The following is an 18,525-nucleotide window of genomic DNA, read 5'->3' on the forward strand; positions in this document are numbered from 1 at the left end:
CACCTTTCTGTGTCGCCATCGCCCCGATCAACACCCTAACGACCCCGCCCGGACCGTCACGACGCGTCCCGCAACCCGGTCACCCGCATGGTGATGTTCAGCCGCCCCGCGCGCAGCCCGGTGGCCGGGTCGCCGGTGCCCTCATGGACCCTGGGCACCCCGTGGTACACGTACCGTGAGGGGCCGCCGAAGACGAACAGATCGCCGGACGCCAGCTCGATGTCCGTGTACGGCTTGGTGCGGGTCGCGGTGTTGCCGACCCGGAAGACGCAGGTGTCGCCGATGCTCAGCGAGACGACCGGGGCGGAGGACTTCTCGTCCTTGTCCTGGTGCATACCGAGCTTGGCCTCGCCGTCGTAGAAGTTGATCAGCGCCGTATCGGGTGTGTAGTCGGCCGCGGCCGTCCCGGCCGTCCCGGCCGTCCCGGCCGTCTCGTCCCGGTACGCGTCCGCCAGCGCTCGGCGGCCCAGCTCCACCATCCAGCGGGGGAATTCCGCGGCCCGGGCGCCGTTCACATCGTCGGCCGTACGGCTGTACCGGTAGGGCAGCCAGTGCCAGCCGACGCACACGGTCTGTACGGACATCACGCCCCCGCTGGGCAGCCTGGTGTGCCGGATCGGGACGGGCCCGCCGGCCCAGGCCCGGCAGGCCGCGACGAGCTCGCGCTGCTGCTGGAGCGTGAGCCAGTCGGGCACATGCACCGCGCCCGGCGCCACCTCCCTGCGGGGGCGTGGGATCAGGGCGCTCATGCGCCCTCGTGGGCCAGCAGCTGCCGCTTGCGCTCCAGGCCGCCGGCGTAGCCGGTCAGCGAGCCGTTCGCGCCGATCACACGGTGGCAGGGGCGCACCACCAGCAGCGGGTTCGCGCCGAGCGCCGCGCCCAGGGCGCGCACCGCCGCGCGCGGGGCCCCGATCCGCTCGGCGAGCCGCCCGTAGGTGGTCGTGGTGCCGTACGGGACGGTGTCCAGGGCCTGCCACACCCGCTGCTGGAATGCGCTGCCGCGGGTCACATACTCGAGGTCGAACCGGGTCAGCCCGCCGTCGAAGTACGCGCGCAGCTGAGAGACGATCTCACCGAACGCCTCCGGAGACCGCCGCCAGCCGTCCTGGACGACCGCACCGCCCTTCTGGCCGGGCACGGACAGAGAGACGAGCGCGGTGCCGCCCTTGGCGGTCTTCGACTCCTCGCCCACCAGCAGCAGTTCGCCCAGCGGGCTGTCGACCCTCGTGTAGACCGTCATCGGTCTTTCCTTTCGCGTGCGTCGTGCCTGCGGTGCGTGTCGTGCTTGAGGTGTGCGTCGCGCTCGGCGAAGTCTCCACGATCCGCGGCGGTGGTCCAGAAGTGATGCATGGCGTAGCTGCGCCAGGGCCGCCAGGCCTCGGAGTCGACCGCCGCGGCGCCCGTGTGCCGCATCCCGGCCCGTACGGCCACATCCGCGATCAGCAGCACGTCCGGGTCGCCCAGCGCCCGCATACGGACGTAGCCGGCCGTCCAGGGGCCGACGCCGCGCAGGCCCAGCAGCGCCTTCTCGGCCTCGTCCCGGTCGGCGCCGGGGTCGAGCCGGACGGCGCCGTCGGCGAGCGCCGCGCTGACGGCGCGCACGGTGTCACGGCGCGAGTCCGGCATCCCGAGCTCGCCCAGCGCCGCCCCGGCCAGCCGCTCCGCCCGCGGGAAGAGATGGGTCAGCCCGCCGCTCGGCGTCCGCAGCGGCTCGCCGTACGCCGCCAGCAGCGCCTCGCCGAGCCTGCGCCCCGCGGCCACCGAGACCTGCTGGCCCAGCACCGCGCGGACCGCCAGCTCGTGCGGATCGGCCGCGCCGGGCGCGCGCAGCCCCGGCCGCAGGGCGACCAGCGGGGCGAGCGCGGGGTCCGCGCCCAGCCGCTCGCCGACCGCGTACGGGTCGGCGTCCAGGTCGAACAGGCGGCGCACCCGCTGGGTCGCGGTGGTCAGATCACGCAGATCGCCCAGGTGCAGCCGGCACTCCAGCCAGCCGCCCGCGCCGGGTGCCTCGCCGACCTCCGCGATTCCGGCGCCGTTCGGCAGCCGCAGGGCGCGCCGGTAGACGCGCTCGCCGCGCTCGCCGGTGATCTCCTCGAGGCCCGCGAGGGCGCGGGCGCCCAGGTAGTCGAAGACCTCGGCGGAGCCGTACGGACCGCGGAAGGCGAGCCGCAGCGGTATGCCGGCCGCGCCGTCCCCGGAGCCGACCGGACCGAAGCGCGCGTCGTGCCCGGGGCGGGCGGCGCGCAGCTCGCTGGGCGTGGCGGCGTAGATCTCGCGGATGGTGTCGTTGAACTGCCGCACGCTGGCGAACCCGGCCGCGAAGGCGATCTCGGCGGCCTGCATGGAGGTGGTCTGCAGCAGGATCCGCGCGGTGTGACCGCGCTGGGCCCGCGCCAGGGCGAGCGGGCCCGCGCCCAGCTCGGCGTTCAGCTGGCGCTGTACCTGCCGGGCGCTGTAGCCCAGCCGCCCGGCGAGCCCGGCCACCCCCTCGCGGTCGACGACGCCGTCACCGATCAGCCGCATCGCCCGGCCGACGACATCGGCCCGGGTGTTCCACTCCGCGGACCCGGGCACCGCGTCCGGGCGGCAGCGACGGCAGGCCCGGAAGCCCGCGCCCTGGGCCGCGGCCGCGGTCGGGAAGAAGCGCACGTTCTTGCGCTTGGGCGTGTTCGCGGGGCAGCTCGGCCGACAGTAGATGCCGGTCGTGGAGACGGCGAGGAAGAACTCGCCGTCGAAGCGGGCGTCGCGGCTGCACACCGCCTCGTACTTGCTGTCGTCGGTCATCACCCCTCCACTGTGCGGCAGGACAGGGCGGTGTGCTGGCGGGAATCGGACATGGCGCTGCGGGGCCTGGGAGGGGTTCCGGGCGACGCCGCCCTCCAGCCCGGCCGCGCCGGCCGCTTCCCGGACGATCCGCCGCGCGGGACGACGGGTGTGACCGCTCAGCCGACCGGCGTGAGCCTGGCCGTCGGCCGGTAGGCGTAGCAGCGCCGCAGCCAGCGGGCCCGGCCCTCGGGGAGCGGCTGGAACGGCACCCGGCGGTGCATCACGCGGCGGTTGTCGAAGATATGGAACCCGCCCTCCTCGATCAGCACGGGAGTCCCCGGCAGGGTGGCCGCGCGGCGCTCGAAGTCCGCCAGTGCCTCGCGTGCCTCGTTGGTGAGGCCGGTGAGCCTGCCGGGGCCGTAGCGCACGGCGGGGTTGCCGTCCGGGAGGGTCCAGAGCATGGGGACACCGCTGCGGCTCAGCGGCCTGCCGTCGTCGTCGTTGGTGTACGACTCGGGCGCGGTCACCGTGAAGTCGGGGCGCCGCAGCGCCTCGGCCGTCCGGGCCGGCAGCGTCTCGAGGAGGGTGTCGACGGGCAGCAGATCCGTGGGGACCTGCTCGTCGTTCCGCATGCCGATGAAGGACAGGTAGTGCGGGATGGCCTTGGCGGCGTCCGCGTCCGGCCGGTGGTCGAGCACCGAGTCGTCGGTGTGCCAGTCCAATGGCTGTGCGTACCCCCAGGAGGTGAGGGTGCGGGCCGATGCCGCGCGCGGCGCCACGTTCCTGATCAGGTGGCCATCGTTCTCCCACGGGTAGGCGATCGGCGCGAGCCCGAGCAGGTGCAGGATGCCGAAGTGCACGAGGTTGGGCGTCCTCAGGAGCGACTCGTCGCAGAACCCGTCCCGGGGAGTGGGCACGGATTCGTGAGGGCCGGGCAGATTGGCCAGAGTGAGCCACGCGGTGGGGGAGTGCCGCCACTGCGCGAGCGCGTCCAGGAGCTGCGCGGGCAGATGGTTGCGCAACTGCTTGGCGCCGTACTCCAGATAGAGGTCGAGGTCGGTGTCGGGCACGGCGTCGCCGAGCTCGGTGACCGCGTCCAGGGCGGCGCCCGCCGCGGCCTTGGACGAGTCCGGAAGGTGCAGGGTGTGGCTACGGCTCTTGGTCATGATCTTGACCCTACGAACACCTCGCTCGCATGTTCGTCTTCTGTGGAAGATTTGAGCGGATTCTGAGGATGTCGCCCCGGTGGCCGCCAACGCCTCCCCACGGCCGCCCCGGGCGCGGCGGCGCCGGTGATGTCACCCCCTTGAACTAACGTGAACCACGGGCGGCTTGCGGGGGACAACTCATCTGGCACCAGGTCTGCGAGCATAGGGGGAATGGTGAACGCGGCTGCTGGGGCAGGGGCGCGCTCCGCGCCGTCCGGGGCGGTGCGGGTGCGCATTCCCGGCCCGGTGTCCCTGGAGGCCGACGGGCGCGAGATCGGGCCCGGCCCGCAACAGCGGGTGTCGGCCGAGGACCGGGAGCACATCTGGTGCGGGCCACCGCGACCGAGTTCAACCGCTACTTCCACACCTGGTTCGAGGAGTGCCGCCGTGCCCCGCGCCCGGGCCTGCTCTCCGAGCTCGTCCACCTCGAGCACCAGGGCGACCAGCTCACCGCCGGCGAACTGGTGGCACCCGCACGCTGCTCCTGACGGCCGGCTACGAGACGACCGTGAGCCTCATCGCCCACTGTTACCCGGCCCTGCTGCGCGACCCCGGCAAATGGCCGAGGTGTGGGCAGACCCCGCGCTCGCCGCGGCGGCGGTCGAAGAGACCGAGCCGACCACCACCTGGCCTTCGGTGGGGGTCCGCACTTCTGCCTCGGCGCGCCACTGGCCCGGCTGGAGGCCACCACGGCCCTGGAGACACTGGTCTCCCGGCTTCCCGGGGCGCGGCTGGTGGAAGGCGCCCTCCGCTAAAAAGAGCACATCACCCTGCGCGGGCCCCGGACCGTGATCGTCGCGCTTTCCCAGGACCACGCCCGGTGAGGGCGCGCGGCTGGTCGTAATCCGTGACCGCCGACCCATTGACCCATCGTGTCCATCAGCCTAGCCTCCATCTTCATATGTAGATGCAGTGCGCATACGTGGAGCTACCCCGGAGGCAAGGAACCCGTCCATGAGTCAGCCAACCATCACCGCCTTCTCCGTCTACCCGGTCGCCGGCCGGGACTGCATGGAGCTCAACCTCTCCGGGGCGCACGGCCCCTACTTCACCCGCAACGTGGTCGTCCTCGAGGACTCCGAAGGACGCACGGGGCTGGGAGAGGTACCGGGCGGCGAGAAGATCACACAGACGCTGCGGGACGCCGCCTCCCTCGTCGTCGGCGCGCGCGTGGGCGACTACAAGCGCGTGCTGCGCGAGATCGCGGACCGCTTCGCCGACCGCGACTCGGGGGGAAGGGGACTTCAGACCTTCGATCTGCGCACCACCGTCCACGCCGTCACCGCGGTCGAGTCGGCGCTGCTCGACCTGCTGGGACAGCACCTCGACGTCCCCGTCGCGGCCCTCCTGGGCGACGGACAGCAGCGTGACTCCGTCCGGGTCCTCGGGTATCTGTTCTACGTCGGCGACCCCGACCGCACCGACCTGGAGTACGTCCGCGAACCCGAGGCCGACGCGGAGTGGTACCGCATCCGGCACGAGGAGGCGCTGACCCCCGAGGCGATCGTCCGCCAGGCCGAGGCCACCTACGACCTGTACGGCTTCCGCGACTTCAAGCTCAAGGGCGGGGTCCTGGAGGGCCATGAGGAGGTCAAGGCCATCCGGGCGCTCAAGGAGCGCTTTCCCGAGGCCCGGATCACCCTCGACCCCAACGGCGCCTGGTCACTGCGCGAGGCCATCGAGCTGTGCCGGCCGCTGCTCGGCACCCTCGCCTACGCCGAGGACCCGTGCGGAGCCGAAGGAGGCTACTCGGGCCGCGAGATCCTGGCGGAGTTCCGCCGCGCCACCGGCCTTCCCACGGCGACCAACATGATCGCCACCGACTGGCGGCAGATGACCCACACGCTGGCCCTCCAGTCCGTGTCCATCCCGCTGGCCGACCCGCACTTCTGGACCATGCAGGGCTCGGTACGGGTGGCCCAGCTGTGCCATGACATGGGGCTGACCTGGGGATGCCACTCGAACAACCACTTCGACATCTCCCTGGCGATGGTCGCCCACTGCGGCGCCGCCGCACCGGGTGAGTACAACGCCCTGGACACACACTGGATCTGGCAGGAAGGGCTGGAGCGGCTCACCGTCGAGCCGCCCCGGATCGCCGACGGCCGGGTCGCCATCCCCGACCTCCCGGGCCTGGGCATCCGGCTCGACATGGACCGGCTCCTCGCCGCCCACGAGCTCTACCAGGAGAAGGCGCTCGGGGCCCGTGACGACGCGGCCGCGATGCGGTACCTCGTCCCGGACTGGACGTTCGACAACAAGCGCCCCTGTCTCGTGCGCTAGCGGGCCGGCGGGCCGGCGCGTGCCGCCCGGGGCCTTCGGTACCCCGAAGGCCCCGGGCGGGCCCGAGCCGTACGGTGGGAGTGAGCCGGTGCCCCGGTACAGTCCGATTACCGGTATCCCCAGGAGGAACAGTGGAACCACGCGTCACGGACAACCCTGAGCAGTCGCGCTTCGAGGTCTTCGACGGCGAGACCGGGGAGCTCGCGGGCTTCGCGGCGTATGAGCGCTCCGACGACCGGGTGGCGTTCACCCACACCGAGATCGACCCCCGCTTCGAGGGGAAGGGCCTCGGCGGCCGGCTGGTGCGCGCGGCGCTCGACTCGGCGCGGGAGCGCAACCTCGCGGTGCTGCCGTTCTGCCCCTTCGTACGGGGCTGGATCGGCAAGCACCCCGAGTACATAGCCCTGGTGCCCGAGGACCGGCGCCCGCGCTTCCACCTCTGAGCGGGCATCCTCTGAGCGGGCGGCCCGGCCCGCCGTGGCGGACCGGGCCGGGCCGGGCTCAGCCCTGGCTGGTCTCGACCGCGTGGCCGCCGAACTGGTTGCGCAGTGCGGCGATCATCTTCATCTGCGGGGAGTCGTCCTGGCGGGACGCGAACCGGGCGAAGAGCGAGGCCGTGATGGCGGGCAGTGGCACGGCGTTGTCGATCGCGGCCTCGACGGTCCAGCGGCCCTCGCCGGAGTCCTCCGCGAAGCCCCGCAGCTTCTCAAGGTGCTCGTCGTCGTCCAGGGCGCCCACCGCGAGATCCAGCAGCCAGGAGCGGATGACGGTGCCCTCCCGCCAGGAGCGGAAGACCTCGCGGACGTCGGTGACCGAGTCCACGGCCTCCAGCAGCTCCCAGCCCTCGGCGTAGGCCTGCATCATCGCGTACTCGATGCCGTTGTGGACCATCTTCGCGAAGTGGCCGGCGCCGACCCTCCCGGCGTGGACGTAGCCGAAGTCGCCCTCCGGCTTGAGCGCGTCGAAGACGGGCTTGACGGCGGCGATGTGCTCGGGCTCGCCGCCCACCATCAGGGCGTAGCCGTTCCGCAGGCCCCAGACGCCGCCGGAGACCCCCGCGTCGACGAAGCCTATGCCGCGCGCGGCCAGCTGTTCGGCGTGGCTCTCGTCCTCGGTCCAGCGGGAGTTGCCGCCGTCCACCACGATGTCGCCCGGGGAGAGCAGACCGGCGAGTTCGTCGATGACGGCCTGGGTGGGACCGCCGGCGGGGACCATCACCCACACCACGCGCGGCCCTTCGAGCGCGCCGACGAGCTCGGCGAGGCCGGCGACGTCGGAGAGGCCGGGGTCGCGGTCGTAGCCGATGACGGTGTGGCCCGCGCGGCGGATGCGCTCGCGCATGTTGCCGCCCATCTTGCCCAGGCCGATGAGTCCAAGTCGCATCTCAGATGTCCTTTTGGGGTTCGTGGCGCAGCGAGCGGTAGGCGGCGACCAGGGCGGCGGTGGAGGCGTCCAGGCCGGGTACGGCGGCGCCTTCGGTGAGCGCGGGCTCGACCCGCGTGGCCAGGACCTTGCCGAGCTCGACGCCCCACTGGTCGAAGGAGTCGATGTTCCAGATCGCGCCCTGGACGAACACCTTGTGCTCGTACAGCGCGATCAGCTGGCCCAGCACCGAGGGGGTCAGCTCGGCGGCCAGGATCGTGGTCGTGGGCTTGTTGCCGTGGAAGGTGCGGTGCGCGACCTGTTCCTCGGCGACGCCCTCGGCACGCACTTCCTCACCGGTCCTGCCGAACGCCAGCGCCTGGCCCTGGGCGAAGAGGTTGGCCATCAGCAGGTCGTGCTGGGCGGCCAGGTCGGGGCCGAGCTCCGCCACCGGCCGGGCGAAACCGATCAGATCGGCCGGGATCACCTTCGTGCCCTGGTGCAGCAGCTGGTAGTAGGCGTGCTGGCCGTTGGTGCCGGGGGTGCCCCACACCACCGGGCCGGTCTGCCAACTGACCGGATTGCCCTCGCGGTCCACCGACTTGCCGTTGGACTCCATGTCCAGCTGCTGCAGATACGCGGTGAACTTCGACAGATAGTGGCTGTATGGCAGCACCGCATGCGACTGGGCGTCGAAGAACGCGCCGTACCACACGCCCAGCAGCCCCAGCAGCAGCGGCGCGTTGGCCTCGGCGGGAGCGGTGCGGAAGTGCTCGTCGACCAGATGGAAACCGTCGAGCAGCTCGCGGAACCGCTCCGGGCCGATGGCGATCATCAGCGACAGGCCGATGGCGGAGTCGAACGAGTAGCGCCCGCCGACCCAGTCCCAGAACTCGAACATGTTGGCGGGGTCGATGCCGAACTCCGCCACCTTCTCCGCGTTGGTGGACAGCGCCACGAAGTGCCTGGCCACCGCCTCCTCGCCGGCGTCGGCGCCGAGACCGGCCAGCAGCCAGCCGCGGGCGGACGTGGCGTTGGTGATGGTCTCGATCGTGGTGAAGGTCTTCGACGCGACGATGAACAACGTCTCGGCCGGGTCCAGGTCCCGCACGGCCTCGTGCAGATCGGCGCCGTCCACATTGGACACGAAGCGGACGTCCAACTCCCGCGCGGTGTACGGGCGCAGCGCCTCGTACGCCATCGCGGGGCCCAGGTCCGAGCCGCCGATGCCGATGTTCACGACGCTACGGATGCGCTTGCCGGTGGCGCCGGTCCACTCACCCGAGCGGACCCGCCGGGCGAAGGAGGCCATCTTGTCCAGCACCGCGTGTACGGCAGGGACCACGTTCTCGCCGTCGACCTCGATCACCGCGTCGCGCGGGGCGCGCAGCGCGGTGTGCAGCACCGCCCGCTTCTCGGTGACATTGATCTGCTCGCCACGGAACATCGCGTCCCGCAGCCCCGCGACCCCGCGCGCCTTCGCCAGCTCCCGCAGCAGCCGCAGCGTCTCGTCGGTCACCAGGTGCTTGGAGTAGTCGATGTGCAGATCCCCGACCCGTACCACATAGCGGTCGGCGCGCCCGGCGTCGGCGGCGAACAGATCGCGCAGATGGACCCCCGCGATCTCCTCGCGGTGCTTGGCGAGCGCGGTCCACTCGGGAAGCCGGTCGAGGCGGGCGGGGTCAGACATCCTTCTGCTCCTTCTTCGCGGAGGCCGCAGGCTTGTCAGAGACCGCGGGTGCCGGCGCCGGGGCGGTGACCCGGGCGCGCAGGGCGGCCGCGTACGCCTCGTCGGGGTCGAGCCGGCGCAGCTCCTCGGCGATCAGCTCGGCGGTGCTGCGCACCTTGAGCGCGAGGGTGCGGTCGGGCTGGCCGGGGATGGAGAGTGCGGCCACCGGGCCGTCCGGGCGGTCGATGTGGATGTCCCCTGAGGCGGTGCGCAGCCGGACCGCGGTGACCACCGGGCCATCGGTGACGACCTGCTCGACGGGCACCTTCAGCCGGTCGGCGAACCACCTGGCCAGCAGCTCGGCGCTCGGGTTGTCCGCCTCGCTCTCCACCACCGCCGAGGTGACCTCCGTACGGGCCTGGTCCAGCGCGGCGGCGAGCATGGCCCGCCATGGGGTGAGCCGGGTCCAGGCCAGGTCCGTGTCGCCGGGCGCGTAGCCGGCCGCGCGGGCGGCCAGCTGCTCCAGGGGCTGTTCGACGGCGTACGCGTCGGTGATGCGTCGCTGCGCGAGCGCGCCCAGCGGGTCCTGCGCGGGCCGGGCCGGGGCGTCGACGGGCCACCAGACCACGACCGGGGCGTCGGGCAGCAGCAGCGGCAGGACCACCGAGTCCGCGTACTCCGCGAGTTCGCCGTGCAGTCGCAGGACGACGGTCTCCCCGCCCCCGGCGTCGCCGCCGACGCGCACCTCGGCGTCGAGGCGGGCGGTGCGGCGTTCGCGCGGGGAGCGGCCGGGCCGCTTGATGACCGCCAGGATGCGCGAGGGGTGCTCCCGGGAGGCGTCGGCGGCGGCCTTGAGCGCGTCGTAGTGGTTGCCCTCGTCGGTGACGACGACCAGGGTGAGCACCATGCCGACGGCGGGGCTGCCCGCCGCCCGGCGGGCCTCCACCAGGGCCGCGTTGATCTTGCTGGATGTGGTGTGGGTCAGATCGATGTTCATGGCCGGCGCCAGTTCCGTCCGTCTCGTGCGAGCATGTCGTCCGCGGCCTTCGGGCCCCACGTCCCGGCGGTGTACTGCTCGGGCCGGCCGTGGGTGTCCCAGTACCCCTCCACGGGATCGAGGATCCTCCAGGACTCCTCGACCTCCTCCGTGCGCGGGAAGAGGTTGGCGTCGCCGAGCAGGACGTCGAGGATCAGCCGCTCGTACGCCTCCGGGCTCTCCTCGGTGAACGACTCGCCGTAGGCGAAGTCCATCGTCACGTCCCGGATCTCCATGGAGGTGCCGGGCACCTTGGAGCCGAACCGGACCGTGATGCCCTCGTCCGGCTGCACCCGGATGACCAGCGCGTTCTGCCCCAGCTCCTGGGTGTCGGTGGCATCGAAGGGGGAGTGCGGGGCGCGCTGGAAGACCACCGCGATCTCGGTGACCCGCCGCCCGAGCCGCTTGCCGGTCCGCAGGTAGAAGGGCACACCGGCCCAGCGGCGGTTGTCGACCTCCAGCTTGACGGCCGCATACGTGTCGGTCCTGGAGTCCGGGGCGATGCCCTCTTCCTCCAGATAGCCCCGCACCAGCTCGCCGCCCTGCCAGCCGGCCGCGTACTGCCCGCGCACCGAGTGCGCACCGAGGTCGGCGGGGAGCTTGACCGCCCCCAGGACCTTCAGCTTCTCGGCCACCAGCGACTCGGCGTCGAATCCGGCCGGCTCCTCCATGGCGGTCAGCGCGAGGAGCTGGAGGAGGTGGTTCTGGATGACGTCCCGGGCCGCGCCGATGCCGTCGTAGTAGCCGGCCCGGCCGCCGATCCCGATGTCCTCGGCCATGGTGATCTGCACATGGTCGACATACGACCGGTTCCAGATCGGTTCGAACATCTGGTTGGCGAAGCGCAGCGCCAGGATGTTCTGGACGGTCTCCTTGCCCAGGTAGTGGTCGATACGGAAGACCTGGTCGGGCGCGAACACCTCGTGGACGACCTGGTTCAGCTCCTCGGCGGAGGCCAGGTCGTGGCCGAAGGGCTTCTCGATGACCGCGCGCCGCCAGGACCCCTCGGGCGCGTCGGACAGCCCGTGCCGCTTGAGCTGCCGCACGACGGTGGGGAAGAACTTCGGCGGTACGGAGAGGTAGAAGGCGAAGTTGCCGCTGGTGCCGCGCGCCGCGTCGAGCTCGTCGACGGTCTCGCGGAGCTGCTTGAACGCCTTGTCGTCGTCGAACTCACCGGGGACGAAGCGCATGCCCTCGGCGAGCTGCCGCCAGACCTCCTCGCGGAACGGGGTCCGGGCGTGTTCCCTGACCGCGTCATGCACGACCTGGGCGAAGTCCTGGTGTTCCCAGTCGCGGCGGGCGAAGCCCACGAGGGAGAAGCCCGGGGGCAGCAGACCGCGGTTGGCCAGGTCGTAGACGGCGGGCATCAGCTTCTTGCGCGACAGGTCGCCGGTGACACCGAAGATGACCAGGCCGGACGGGCCCGCGATGCGCGGCAGGCGGCGGTCCGACGGGTCGAGCAGCGGGTTGGCCCACTGGCCGGCTGTGGTTGCCGACATGGTTGTTCAGGCCTCCTTGGGCGCCAGGCGCCGGAGTTCGGCTTCGGTGGAGGTGAGCAGGTCCAGCCAGGCCTGCTCGAACTTCTCGACGCCCTCGTCCTCCAGCAGCTGGACCACCTCGTCGTACGAGACGCCCAGCGCGGCCAGCTCGTCGAGGACGGCCCTGGCCTCCTCGTAGGTGCCGCGGACGGTGTCGCCGGTGATCTCGCCGTGGTCGCCGGTGGCGGCCAGCGTGGCCTCGGGCATGGTGTTGACCGTGTCGGGGGCGACCAGCTCGGTGACGTAGAGGGTGTCGGGGAGGGCGGGGTCCTTGACGCCGGTCGAGGCCCACAGCGGACGCTGCCGGTTGGCACCCGCCCGCTCCAGGGACCGCCACCGCTCGCCGGCGAAGGCCTCCTCGTACGCCTGGTAGGCGAGGCGGGCGTTGGCGAGGGCGGCCCGGCTCTTGAGCGACGTGGCGGCGTCGGTGCCGAGCGCCTCGAGGCGCTTGTCGATCTCGGTGTCCACGCGGGAGACGAAGAAGGACGCCACCGAGTGGATCTCCGACAGGTCCAGGCCCGCCGCCCGGGCCTTCTCCAGACCGGCCAGATAGGCGTCGATCACGGCCCGGTACCGGTCGAGCGAGAAGATCAGCGTGACATTCACACTGATGCCCGCGCCGATGACCTCGGTGATCGCGGGGAGCCCGGCCTCGGTGGCCGGGATCTTGATGAGGGTGTTGGGGCGGTCGACGAGCCAGGCGAGCTGCTTGGCCTCGGCGACGGTGGCGGCGGTGCGGTGGGCGAGCCGCGGGTCGACCTCGATGGAGACCCGGCCGTCCCGGCCGCCGGTGGACGCGAACACCGGGCGAAGGATGTCCGCGGCGTCCCGCACATCGGCGGTGGTGACCATGCGGATGGCCTCGTCCACGGTCACCCCGCGGGTGGCCAGGTCGCGGAGCTGGTCCTGGTAGCCGTCGCCTCCGGAGATCGCCTTCTGGAAGATCGACGGGTTGGTGGTGACCCCGACCACATGGCTTCGGTCGATCAGCTCGGCCAGGTTGCCGGAGGCGATGCGCTTCCGCGACAGGTCGTCGAGCCAGATAGCGACGCCTTCGTCGGCCAGGCGCTTGAGTGCGTCAGCATCGTTCATCGTTTTCGCTTCTCCCGCTGGATCGCGTGCGCGTGGGCCCGATCCCTTTATGTTTAATTCTGAAACAATCAAAGGCAACATGAGACCCTCCGTCCCTATTCCGGGGAGCTGTGTGATCTGGCGCACGACCCCGACGGGGTGCCTGCTAGCGGTCCTCGGGAGCCACGGCCTCGAGCTCGTCGATGCGGCCCGACATGATCGTCCGGACGTGCTCGGTGATGTGCGGCGTCGGCCAGTCCCACCAGGCGACGGTCAGCAGCCGGGCGATGTCCTCGTCGCTGTAGCGGCGGCGGATCAGCCGGGCCGGGTTGCCGCCGACGATGCCGTAATCGGGAACGTCGTCGATGACCACGGAGCCGGACGCGATGATCGCCCCGTGGCCGATCCGGACCCCGGGCATCACCATGGCCCGGTACCCGAACCAGACGTCGTTGCCGACCACCGTGTCGCCACGGCCGGGCAGACCGCTGATGAGATCGAAATGGTCGGCCCACGAGCCGCCCATGATCGGGAACGGGAAGGTCGAGGGGCCGTCCATGCGGTGGTTGGCGCCGTTCATGATGAACCGCACGCCCTCGCCCAGCGCACAGAACTTCCCGATGACCAGTCTCTCCGGCCCGTAGTGGTACAGCACATTGCGGGTCTCGAACGCGGTCGGGTCGTCCGGGTCGTCGTAGTACGAGAACTCGCCGATCTCGATCAACGGCGAGGTGACCAGCGGCTTGAGCAGCACCACACGCGGCTGCTCGGGCATGGGGTGCACCACGGCCGGATCGGGGGGAACAACAGAGGGCATGAGGGATCGTCCTTCTCGGGTGCGGCGGACCGCCGCCCCATGATCGCGGCGGCGCACCCCAGACGTTAGGCTGCCCCCATGGCAGTTGGCAGCAATTTTCTCTGACGCGCTCCCCGGGAGACGCCCGCGCGCGGTGAGCCCCAAGGGCATCACCGTCCGATCGCTGTGCCCTCCCGCATCGGTGACCCGTACCTCTGTCCTCACACCGAGAGTCGAGCTGTCAGCATGTCCACTCGCCCGCGCACATCCCACTCGTTCGCCGACTGGCTCCGCGAACACGCCGTCCCCCTGACCCACCTTCACCCCGACGCCCCGCTCGACGACCTGGAGCCGCTGCGCGCCATCGTCGGCGGGGCCCGCGTCGTCGCGCTCGGAGAGAACTCGCACTTCATCGACGAGTTCTCGCTCGCCCGTACGCGCATCCTGCGCTTCCTCGTCGAACGCTGCGGTTTCACCATGCTCGCCTTCGAGTACGGCTTCAGCGAGGGCTTCGCCCTCGACCCCTGGGTCCAGGGAGCGGGCACCGCCGACGACCTCACGTCGGCCCTCGGAGCGGCGATCCCCATCGGACTCGAGGAGCCGCTGCGCCGGCTGCGCCACCACAACCGCACGGCCCGTCGCCCGGTGCGGTTCGCCGGTGTCGACATCCCCGAGGCCGGCGGCTCACTACTGCCCGCCCTGGCCCCGGTGGCCGACTATCTGCGCGAGGTGGATCCCGAAGTCCTGCCCCTGCTCGAGACGGCCACCGCGATCGCCGCATCGTTCGCCGGCGCCTCCGCGGCCGTGGCAGCCCCCGCGTGGGCACGTTTGGACACCGTCCGGCAGGACGCCCTGAGCGCGGCCCTGACGCGCCTGATCATCCGGTTCCGCGCCGTGGAGCCGCTCTATGTCTCCCGTGGCGGCAGGCACGGCTACGACCTCGCGCTGCGCCGCCTGGAGGCCGCCTGCCACGCGGACTACGGCTTCCGCGCCATGGCCGAGCTGTTCGCCGGTGGGGGCCTGACCGCCGACACCTCCGCCCGCGAGATTTTCATGGCCGGTTCGGTCCGCTGGCACCTGGAGCGCTCCGAACCGGACACCCGCGTCGTGCTGGCGGCCCACAACGCCCACATCCAGAAAACACCGATCTCCTTCGACGGCCGGCTCACCGGGCTGCCGATGGGACAGCATCTGCACCGCCTCCTCGGGGACGAGTACATTGCCCTCGGCCTGACCAGCACCACCGGACACACCGCCGAGATGCACCGCGACGAGAGCGCGAAGTTCGGGTTCACCGTCGAAGAAACACCGCTGGGACCCCCGGAACCGGGAAGTGTCGAAGCAGGCTTCGCCGACGCCGGCCTCGGCCTCGGCCTCGCCGACCTCCGCCGGGCACACCCGGCGGCCACCGGCCCCGAAACCCGCCTCGCCGCGGCCCCCGACCGCATCCGGATACAGAGCTCCTACCTCCACACCCCCGTCCTCGAGGCGTTCGACGCCATCCTCAACATCCCGACGTCCACCGTGGTCGGCCATCCCGACTTCTGAACCCACCACTGGTGATCGTTAAGCTGATCCCGCCAGGCGGTGGCGAGCCGCCATGTCGCAGCACACGGGGGAGAACATGGTCACCGAGGACGCCACGGCGGCGCGGGCCGTCAACGCGATGACGGCGAACTGGGCGCGGGAAGCCGTGGGCGAGGGCGGCACGGTCCTCACCGCGGCCGGCGTCTGGCCGGCCCTCGCCCTGCTCGCCGACGCCGCCGACGGCCCGGCCCGGCGGGAGCTGGAGGAAGCCCTGGGGATCGGCGCGGAAACCGCGCTCGCCCAGGGCCGGCACCTGCTCGCCGCACTGGGCGAGCTGCCGGGTGTCGACGCGGCCCTCGGGCTGTGGACACGCGCGGAACTGCCGCTGCGCCCCGAGTGGCTGGACCGGCTGCCCCTGGAGACCCACGGCGCCCTCACCGGCGACGTGGACGCCGACCTTGAGCGGATGAGCGCCTGGGCGGCGCGCCACACCGACGGCCTGATCGAGAAGATGCCCCCCGTGGTCGACCCGAACACGCTGCTGGTGCTGGCCACGGCCCTGGTCGTACGGACCACCTGGCGACAGCCGTTCGCCCCCTCCGTGACGGCCCCGAGCCACGGCCCGTGGGCCGGGCGCACGCTGGCCGGCCTGTTCCGCACCGGCCCGCTGTCGGACGAGATCGGCGTTGCGCACACCCCCGACGGCCCGCTGACCGTGCTGCGGGTCGAGGGGGACAGCGGCCTGGACGTGCAGCTGCTCCTCGGTGCGGAGGGCGCCCCGGGCGGGCAGGTGCTGCGGGCGGGCGTGGCGTCGCTCGGCGGGGCGTACCCGACGACGGCGGGCGAGGCGCTCCCGCCCGGCACCCCCGGACCCGGCCTGACCGCCGAGACCGTGGCGAGCTGGGACGGGACGCCCGTGCTGAGCGTCGCCGCGGTGCCCTTCACCGTGCACGGCGACCACGATCTGCTCGACCACGCGCCGCTGTTCGGGCTCCGCTCCGCGCGGAACGCCTCGCGCGGCCACTTCCCGGGGATCAGCGACGCGCCCCTGGCGATCTCGGCGGCGCGGCAGAGCGCGACGGCGACCTTCGGCGCCCTCGGCTTCCGGGCCGCCGCCGTGACCGCGCTGGCCGCGGCGCCCGGCGGTGTCCCGCCGACGCCCCCGCACCGGGCGAAGCTGGTCCGCGCCCGCTTCGACCGGCCCTTCGGCTTCCTCGCGGTGCACCGGGCCTCCGGCCTGGTGCTCATGGCCGGCTGGATCGGCGAACCGGAAGAATACCGGGACCGGCTTCTGCCGGGGATGCACATCAGCCACTGAGCGCCCGCGGGGGTGTGCGAGGTGCGGGACGGGTCCTCCGGGGTGGCAGTATCGGGGGATGACGACACGGATCATTGCCGCGTGCGACGGGGCGTCGAAAGGGAACCCCGGGCCCGCTGCCTGGGCATGGGTCATCGCGGGCGCCGACGGCGCGGTGGCGCGCTGGGAGGCCGGGCCGCTGGGCACCGCCACCAACAACGTGGCCGAACTGACCGCGCTCATGAGCCTGTTGGAGGCCACCGACCCGGCCGTGCCGCTGGAGGTGCGGATGGACTCGCAGTACGCGATGAAGGCGGTCACCACCTGGCTGCCGGGCTGGCGCAGGAAGGGCTGGAAGACCGCCTCGGGCACCCCGGTGGCCAACCGCGATCTCGTGGTGCGCATCGATGAGCTGCTGGGCGGCCGGGACGTGGAGTTCGTCTACGTGGCGGCGCACCAGGTGGACGGCGACCCGTTCAACGCGGCGGCGGACCAGGCGGCCAGCGACACGGCCCGCACCCAGCAGGCCATCGGCAGCTCCCTCGGCTCGGCCCTGCCCCCGCCCCAGGCCCCGGCCGGGCGCGGCGGCAAGCAGGGGATCGGCAAGCAGAAGACCAAGGAAACAAACGCGGCCAAACAGGGGGCCGGGGCGCGGCGGGGGAGCGGTGCCCGCTCGGGCGGCTCCATCACGGCGAAGTTCCCCGGCCGCTGCCGCTGCGGAGCGCCGTACGCGAAGGGGGAGACCATCAAGAAGAACCCCGACGGCTGGGGCCACCCCGCCTGCGCCATCGCCGCCGCGGACTGACCGGCGGCCGACGCGACCTGCGGGACGGACCGGCGCGGACTACCGTGGAAGGCGATGTCTCTGACCCGGCTCGGACTCGTCGTCCACCAGGGCCGTCCGGTCGCCGTCGCGGCGGCGCGGACCGCGCGGGAGTGGTGCGCCGCGCACGGTGTCGTCTGCGCCGACATCGACGTATGGCAGGAAGGGGTGCCGCGCCGCGGCGACCACGAAGAGGCCGTGGCCGCGGGCCACCCAGGGGTGGTCATGACCTTCGGCGGCGACGGCACATTTCTGCGCGGGGCGCGGATCGCCGCCAAGGACGGGGCGGCGGTGCTGGGCGTGAACGTGGGCCGGGTCGGCTTCCTCACCGAGATCGCCACCGACCAGGTGGAGAGCGCGCTGGACGCCCTCCACCGGGACCAGGCGGTCATCGAGGAGCGGATGGTGCTCACCCTCCGGGCGTCGCGTCCGCTGGAGACGCCCGTCGGCCTGGAGGAGCCGCTGTGCTACGGGCGCGGCCCCGCGCTGCCCGCGCCGTCCGTGCCCCCCGACGCCACGGACAAGGCCGGCTGGGGCATCCCTCTGGACGTCACCGCGGTCAACGACGTGGTCTTCGAGAAGCTCGCCCGGAACCGCCAGGCCAGCCTGGCCGTGTACCTGGCCGGGCAGCTGCTGGCCTGCTACTCGGCCGACGCCGTCATCGTGGCGACCCCCACCGGCTCCACCGCCTACAGCTTCGCCGCCGGAGGCCCCGTTCTGGCCCCCGAGGCCGACGCGATCGTCTTCACCCCGGTCGCCCCGCACATGGCCTTCGACCGCACCGTGATCGCCGGGGCCGACGAAATGGTCGCGGTCCGCGTGCTGCCGCACTCCGGACGCGTCGCCGTCAGCATCGACGGGCAGCTGCGCGGGGTGCTGAACCCGGGGGACTGGATGGCGGCCTACCGGGCCCCGTTCCGCCTGCGCCTGGCGCGGCTGGCCCCGCTGGAGTTCTACCGGCGCCTGCGCGGCCGCTTCCAGCTGGCCGACGCCCCGGCGGCCACCGTCGACCAGACCCCGCCCGTCTACCGGCCCGCCACCCCGCCGCCCGACGACCTGGCCCATCTGCACCGACCCTGGCCAATTACGCGGTGATTTACTCTGTTGGCGGTGATTTACTCTGTTATAGGAGCATTCGCCGCTATGGCA

Annotated in this window: 18 protein-coding genes; 8 read left to right on the forward strand and 10 right to left on the reverse strand. The window is 72.2% G+C overall.

The genetic code is table 11. The features are described from left to right. Positions 1-56: 56 nt before the first annotated feature. The 4 genes from ACWY4P_RS50635 to ACWY4P_RS50650 form a co-directional block, all read right to left on the reverse strand. Positions 57-749, reverse strand: a complete 693-nt coding sequence (locus ACWY4P_RS50635; RefSeq protein WP_456207563.1) for an alpha-ketoglutarate-dependent dioxygenase AlkB family protein — start codon at positions 747-749, stop codon at positions 57-59. After that, entirely contained in the window at positions 746-1,240 is a 495-nt protein-coding gene (locus ACWY4P_RS50640; protein ID WP_456207564.1) for a methylated-DNA--[protein]-cysteine S-methyltransferase, read from the reverse strand. Before ACWY4P_RS50640 ends, ACWY4P_RS50635 begins: the two co-directional genes overlap by 4 nt. Then, the gene (locus ACWY4P_RS50645) at positions 1,237-2,784 is read right to left on the reverse strand and encodes an AlkA N-terminal domain-containing protein (RefSeq protein WP_456207565.1); all 1,548 of its coding nucleotides are present in this window, start codon (positions 2,782-2,784) and stop codon (positions 1,237-1,239) included. Before ACWY4P_RS50645 ends, ACWY4P_RS50640 begins: the two co-directional genes overlap by 4 nt. A 158-nt stretch (positions 2,785-2,942) precedes the next feature. Then, positions 2,943-3,932 carry a TauD/TfdA family dioxygenase gene (locus ACWY4P_RS50650; protein ID WP_456207566.1) on the reverse strand — a complete coding sequence of 330 codons (990 nt, stop codon included), beginning with the start codon at positions 3,930-3,932 and terminating at the stop codon, positions 2,943-2,945. A gap of 368 nt (positions 3,933-4,300) precedes the next feature. Here ACWY4P_RS50650 and ACWY4P_RS50655 point away from each other — a divergent pair, with 368 nt between their 5' ends. From ACWY4P_RS50655 to ACWY4P_RS50670, 4 genes are all read left to right on the forward strand, one after another. Next, positions 4,301-4,462, forward strand: coding sequence for a hypothetical protein (locus tag ACWY4P_RS50655; protein WP_456207567.1), 162 nt, complete (start codon positions 4,301-4,303; stop codon positions 4,460-4,462). Positions 4,463-4,543: 81 nt separating this feature from the next. Then, the gene (locus ACWY4P_RS50660) at positions 4,544-4,729 is read left to right on the forward strand and encodes a cytochrome P450 (protein WP_456207568.1); all 186 of its coding nucleotides are present in this window, start codon (positions 4,544-4,546) and stop codon (positions 4,727-4,729) included. A 199-nt stretch (positions 4,730-4,928) separates the two neighbouring features. After that, entirely contained in the window at positions 4,929-6,257 is a 1,329-nt protein-coding gene (locus ACWY4P_RS50665; protein WP_456207569.1) for an enolase C-terminal domain-like protein, read from the forward strand. A gap of 131 nt (positions 6,258-6,388) precedes the next feature. After that, positions 6,389-6,700, forward strand: a complete 312-nt coding sequence (locus tag ACWY4P_RS50670; protein WP_456207570.1) for a GNAT family N-acetyltransferase — start codon at positions 6,389-6,391, stop codon at positions 6,698-6,700. A 58-nt stretch (positions 6,701-6,758) separates the two neighbouring features. Here the strand turns inward: ACWY4P_RS50670 and gnd are convergent, their stop codons facing one another. The 6 genes from gnd to ACWY4P_RS50700 all read right to left on the reverse strand — a co-directional run bounded on the left by gnd (position 6,759) and on the right by ACWY4P_RS50700 (position 13,750). Next, a complete protein-coding gene (gnd, locus tag ACWY4P_RS50675) occupies positions 6,759-7,640 on the reverse strand; it encodes a phosphogluconate dehydrogenase (NAD(+)-dependent, decarboxylating) (protein WP_456207571.1) in 882 nt (293 codons plus the stop codon). A 1-nt stretch (position 7,641) separates the two neighbouring features. Continuing rightward, positions 7,642-9,309: a glucose-6-phosphate isomerase gene (gene pgi / locus ACWY4P_RS50680; RefSeq protein ID WP_456207572.1), complete on the reverse strand. Its 1,668-nt coding sequence runs from the start codon at positions 9,307-9,309 to the stop codon at positions 7,642-7,644. After that, entirely contained in the window at positions 9,302-10,285 is a 984-nt protein-coding gene (gene opcA / locus ACWY4P_RS50685) for a glucose-6-phosphate dehydrogenase assembly protein OpcA (RefSeq protein WP_456207573.1), read from the reverse strand. Before opcA ends, pgi begins: the two co-directional genes overlap by 8 nt. Then, positions 10,282-11,823 carry a glucose-6-phosphate dehydrogenase gene (gene zwf, locus ACWY4P_RS50690; protein WP_456207574.1) on the reverse strand — a complete coding sequence of 514 codons (1,542 nt, stop codon included), beginning with the start codon at positions 11,821-11,823 and terminating at the stop codon, positions 10,282-10,284. Before zwf ends, opcA begins: the two co-directional genes overlap by 4 nt. Before the next feature lie 6 nt (positions 11,824-11,829). Further along, entirely contained in the window at positions 11,830-12,954 is a 1,125-nt protein-coding gene (tal, locus tag ACWY4P_RS50695) for a transaldolase (RefSeq protein WP_456207575.1), read from the reverse strand. A gap of 145 nt (positions 12,955-13,099) precedes the next feature. After that, entirely contained in the window at positions 13,100-13,750 is a 651-nt protein-coding gene (locus ACWY4P_RS50700; RefSeq protein WP_456207576.1) for a CatB-related O-acetyltransferase, read from the reverse strand. A 225-nt stretch (positions 13,751-13,975) separates the two neighbouring features. Between ACWY4P_RS50700 and ACWY4P_RS50705 the strand changes: the two genes are divergently transcribed. From ACWY4P_RS50705 to ACWY4P_RS50720, 4 genes are read left to right on the forward strand one after another with little or no spacing between them, the layout of a single operon-like run. After that, positions 13,976-15,277, forward strand: a complete 1,302-nt coding sequence (locus ACWY4P_RS50705; RefSeq protein WP_456207577.1) for an erythromycin esterase family protein — start codon at positions 13,976-13,978, stop codon at positions 15,275-15,277. Between the two features lie 52 nt (positions 15,278-15,329). Then, on the forward strand, positions 15,330-16,574 hold the full coding sequence (locus ACWY4P_RS50710) for a serpin family protein (RefSeq protein WP_456207578.1): 1,245 nt from the start codon (positions 15,330-15,332) through the stop codon (positions 16,572-16,574). A gap of 58 nt (positions 16,575-16,632) precedes the next feature. Further along, positions 16,633-17,358 (forward strand): ribonuclease H family protein, encoded by a 726-nt coding sequence (locus tag ACWY4P_RS50715; protein ID WP_456207579.1) that lies wholly within the window; start codon positions 16,633-16,635, stop codon positions 17,356-17,358. 54 nt (positions 17,359-17,412) lie between these two features. Next, the gene (locus tag ACWY4P_RS50720; protein ID WP_456207580.1) at positions 17,413-18,471 is read left to right on the forward strand and encodes an NAD(+)/NADH kinase; all 1,059 of its coding nucleotides are present in this window, start codon (positions 17,413-17,415) and stop codon (positions 18,469-18,471) included. Positions 18,472-18,525 lie beyond the last annotated feature (54 nt).

The sequence above is a fragment of the Streptomyces sp. LZ34 genome (genome assembly GCF_053890475.1).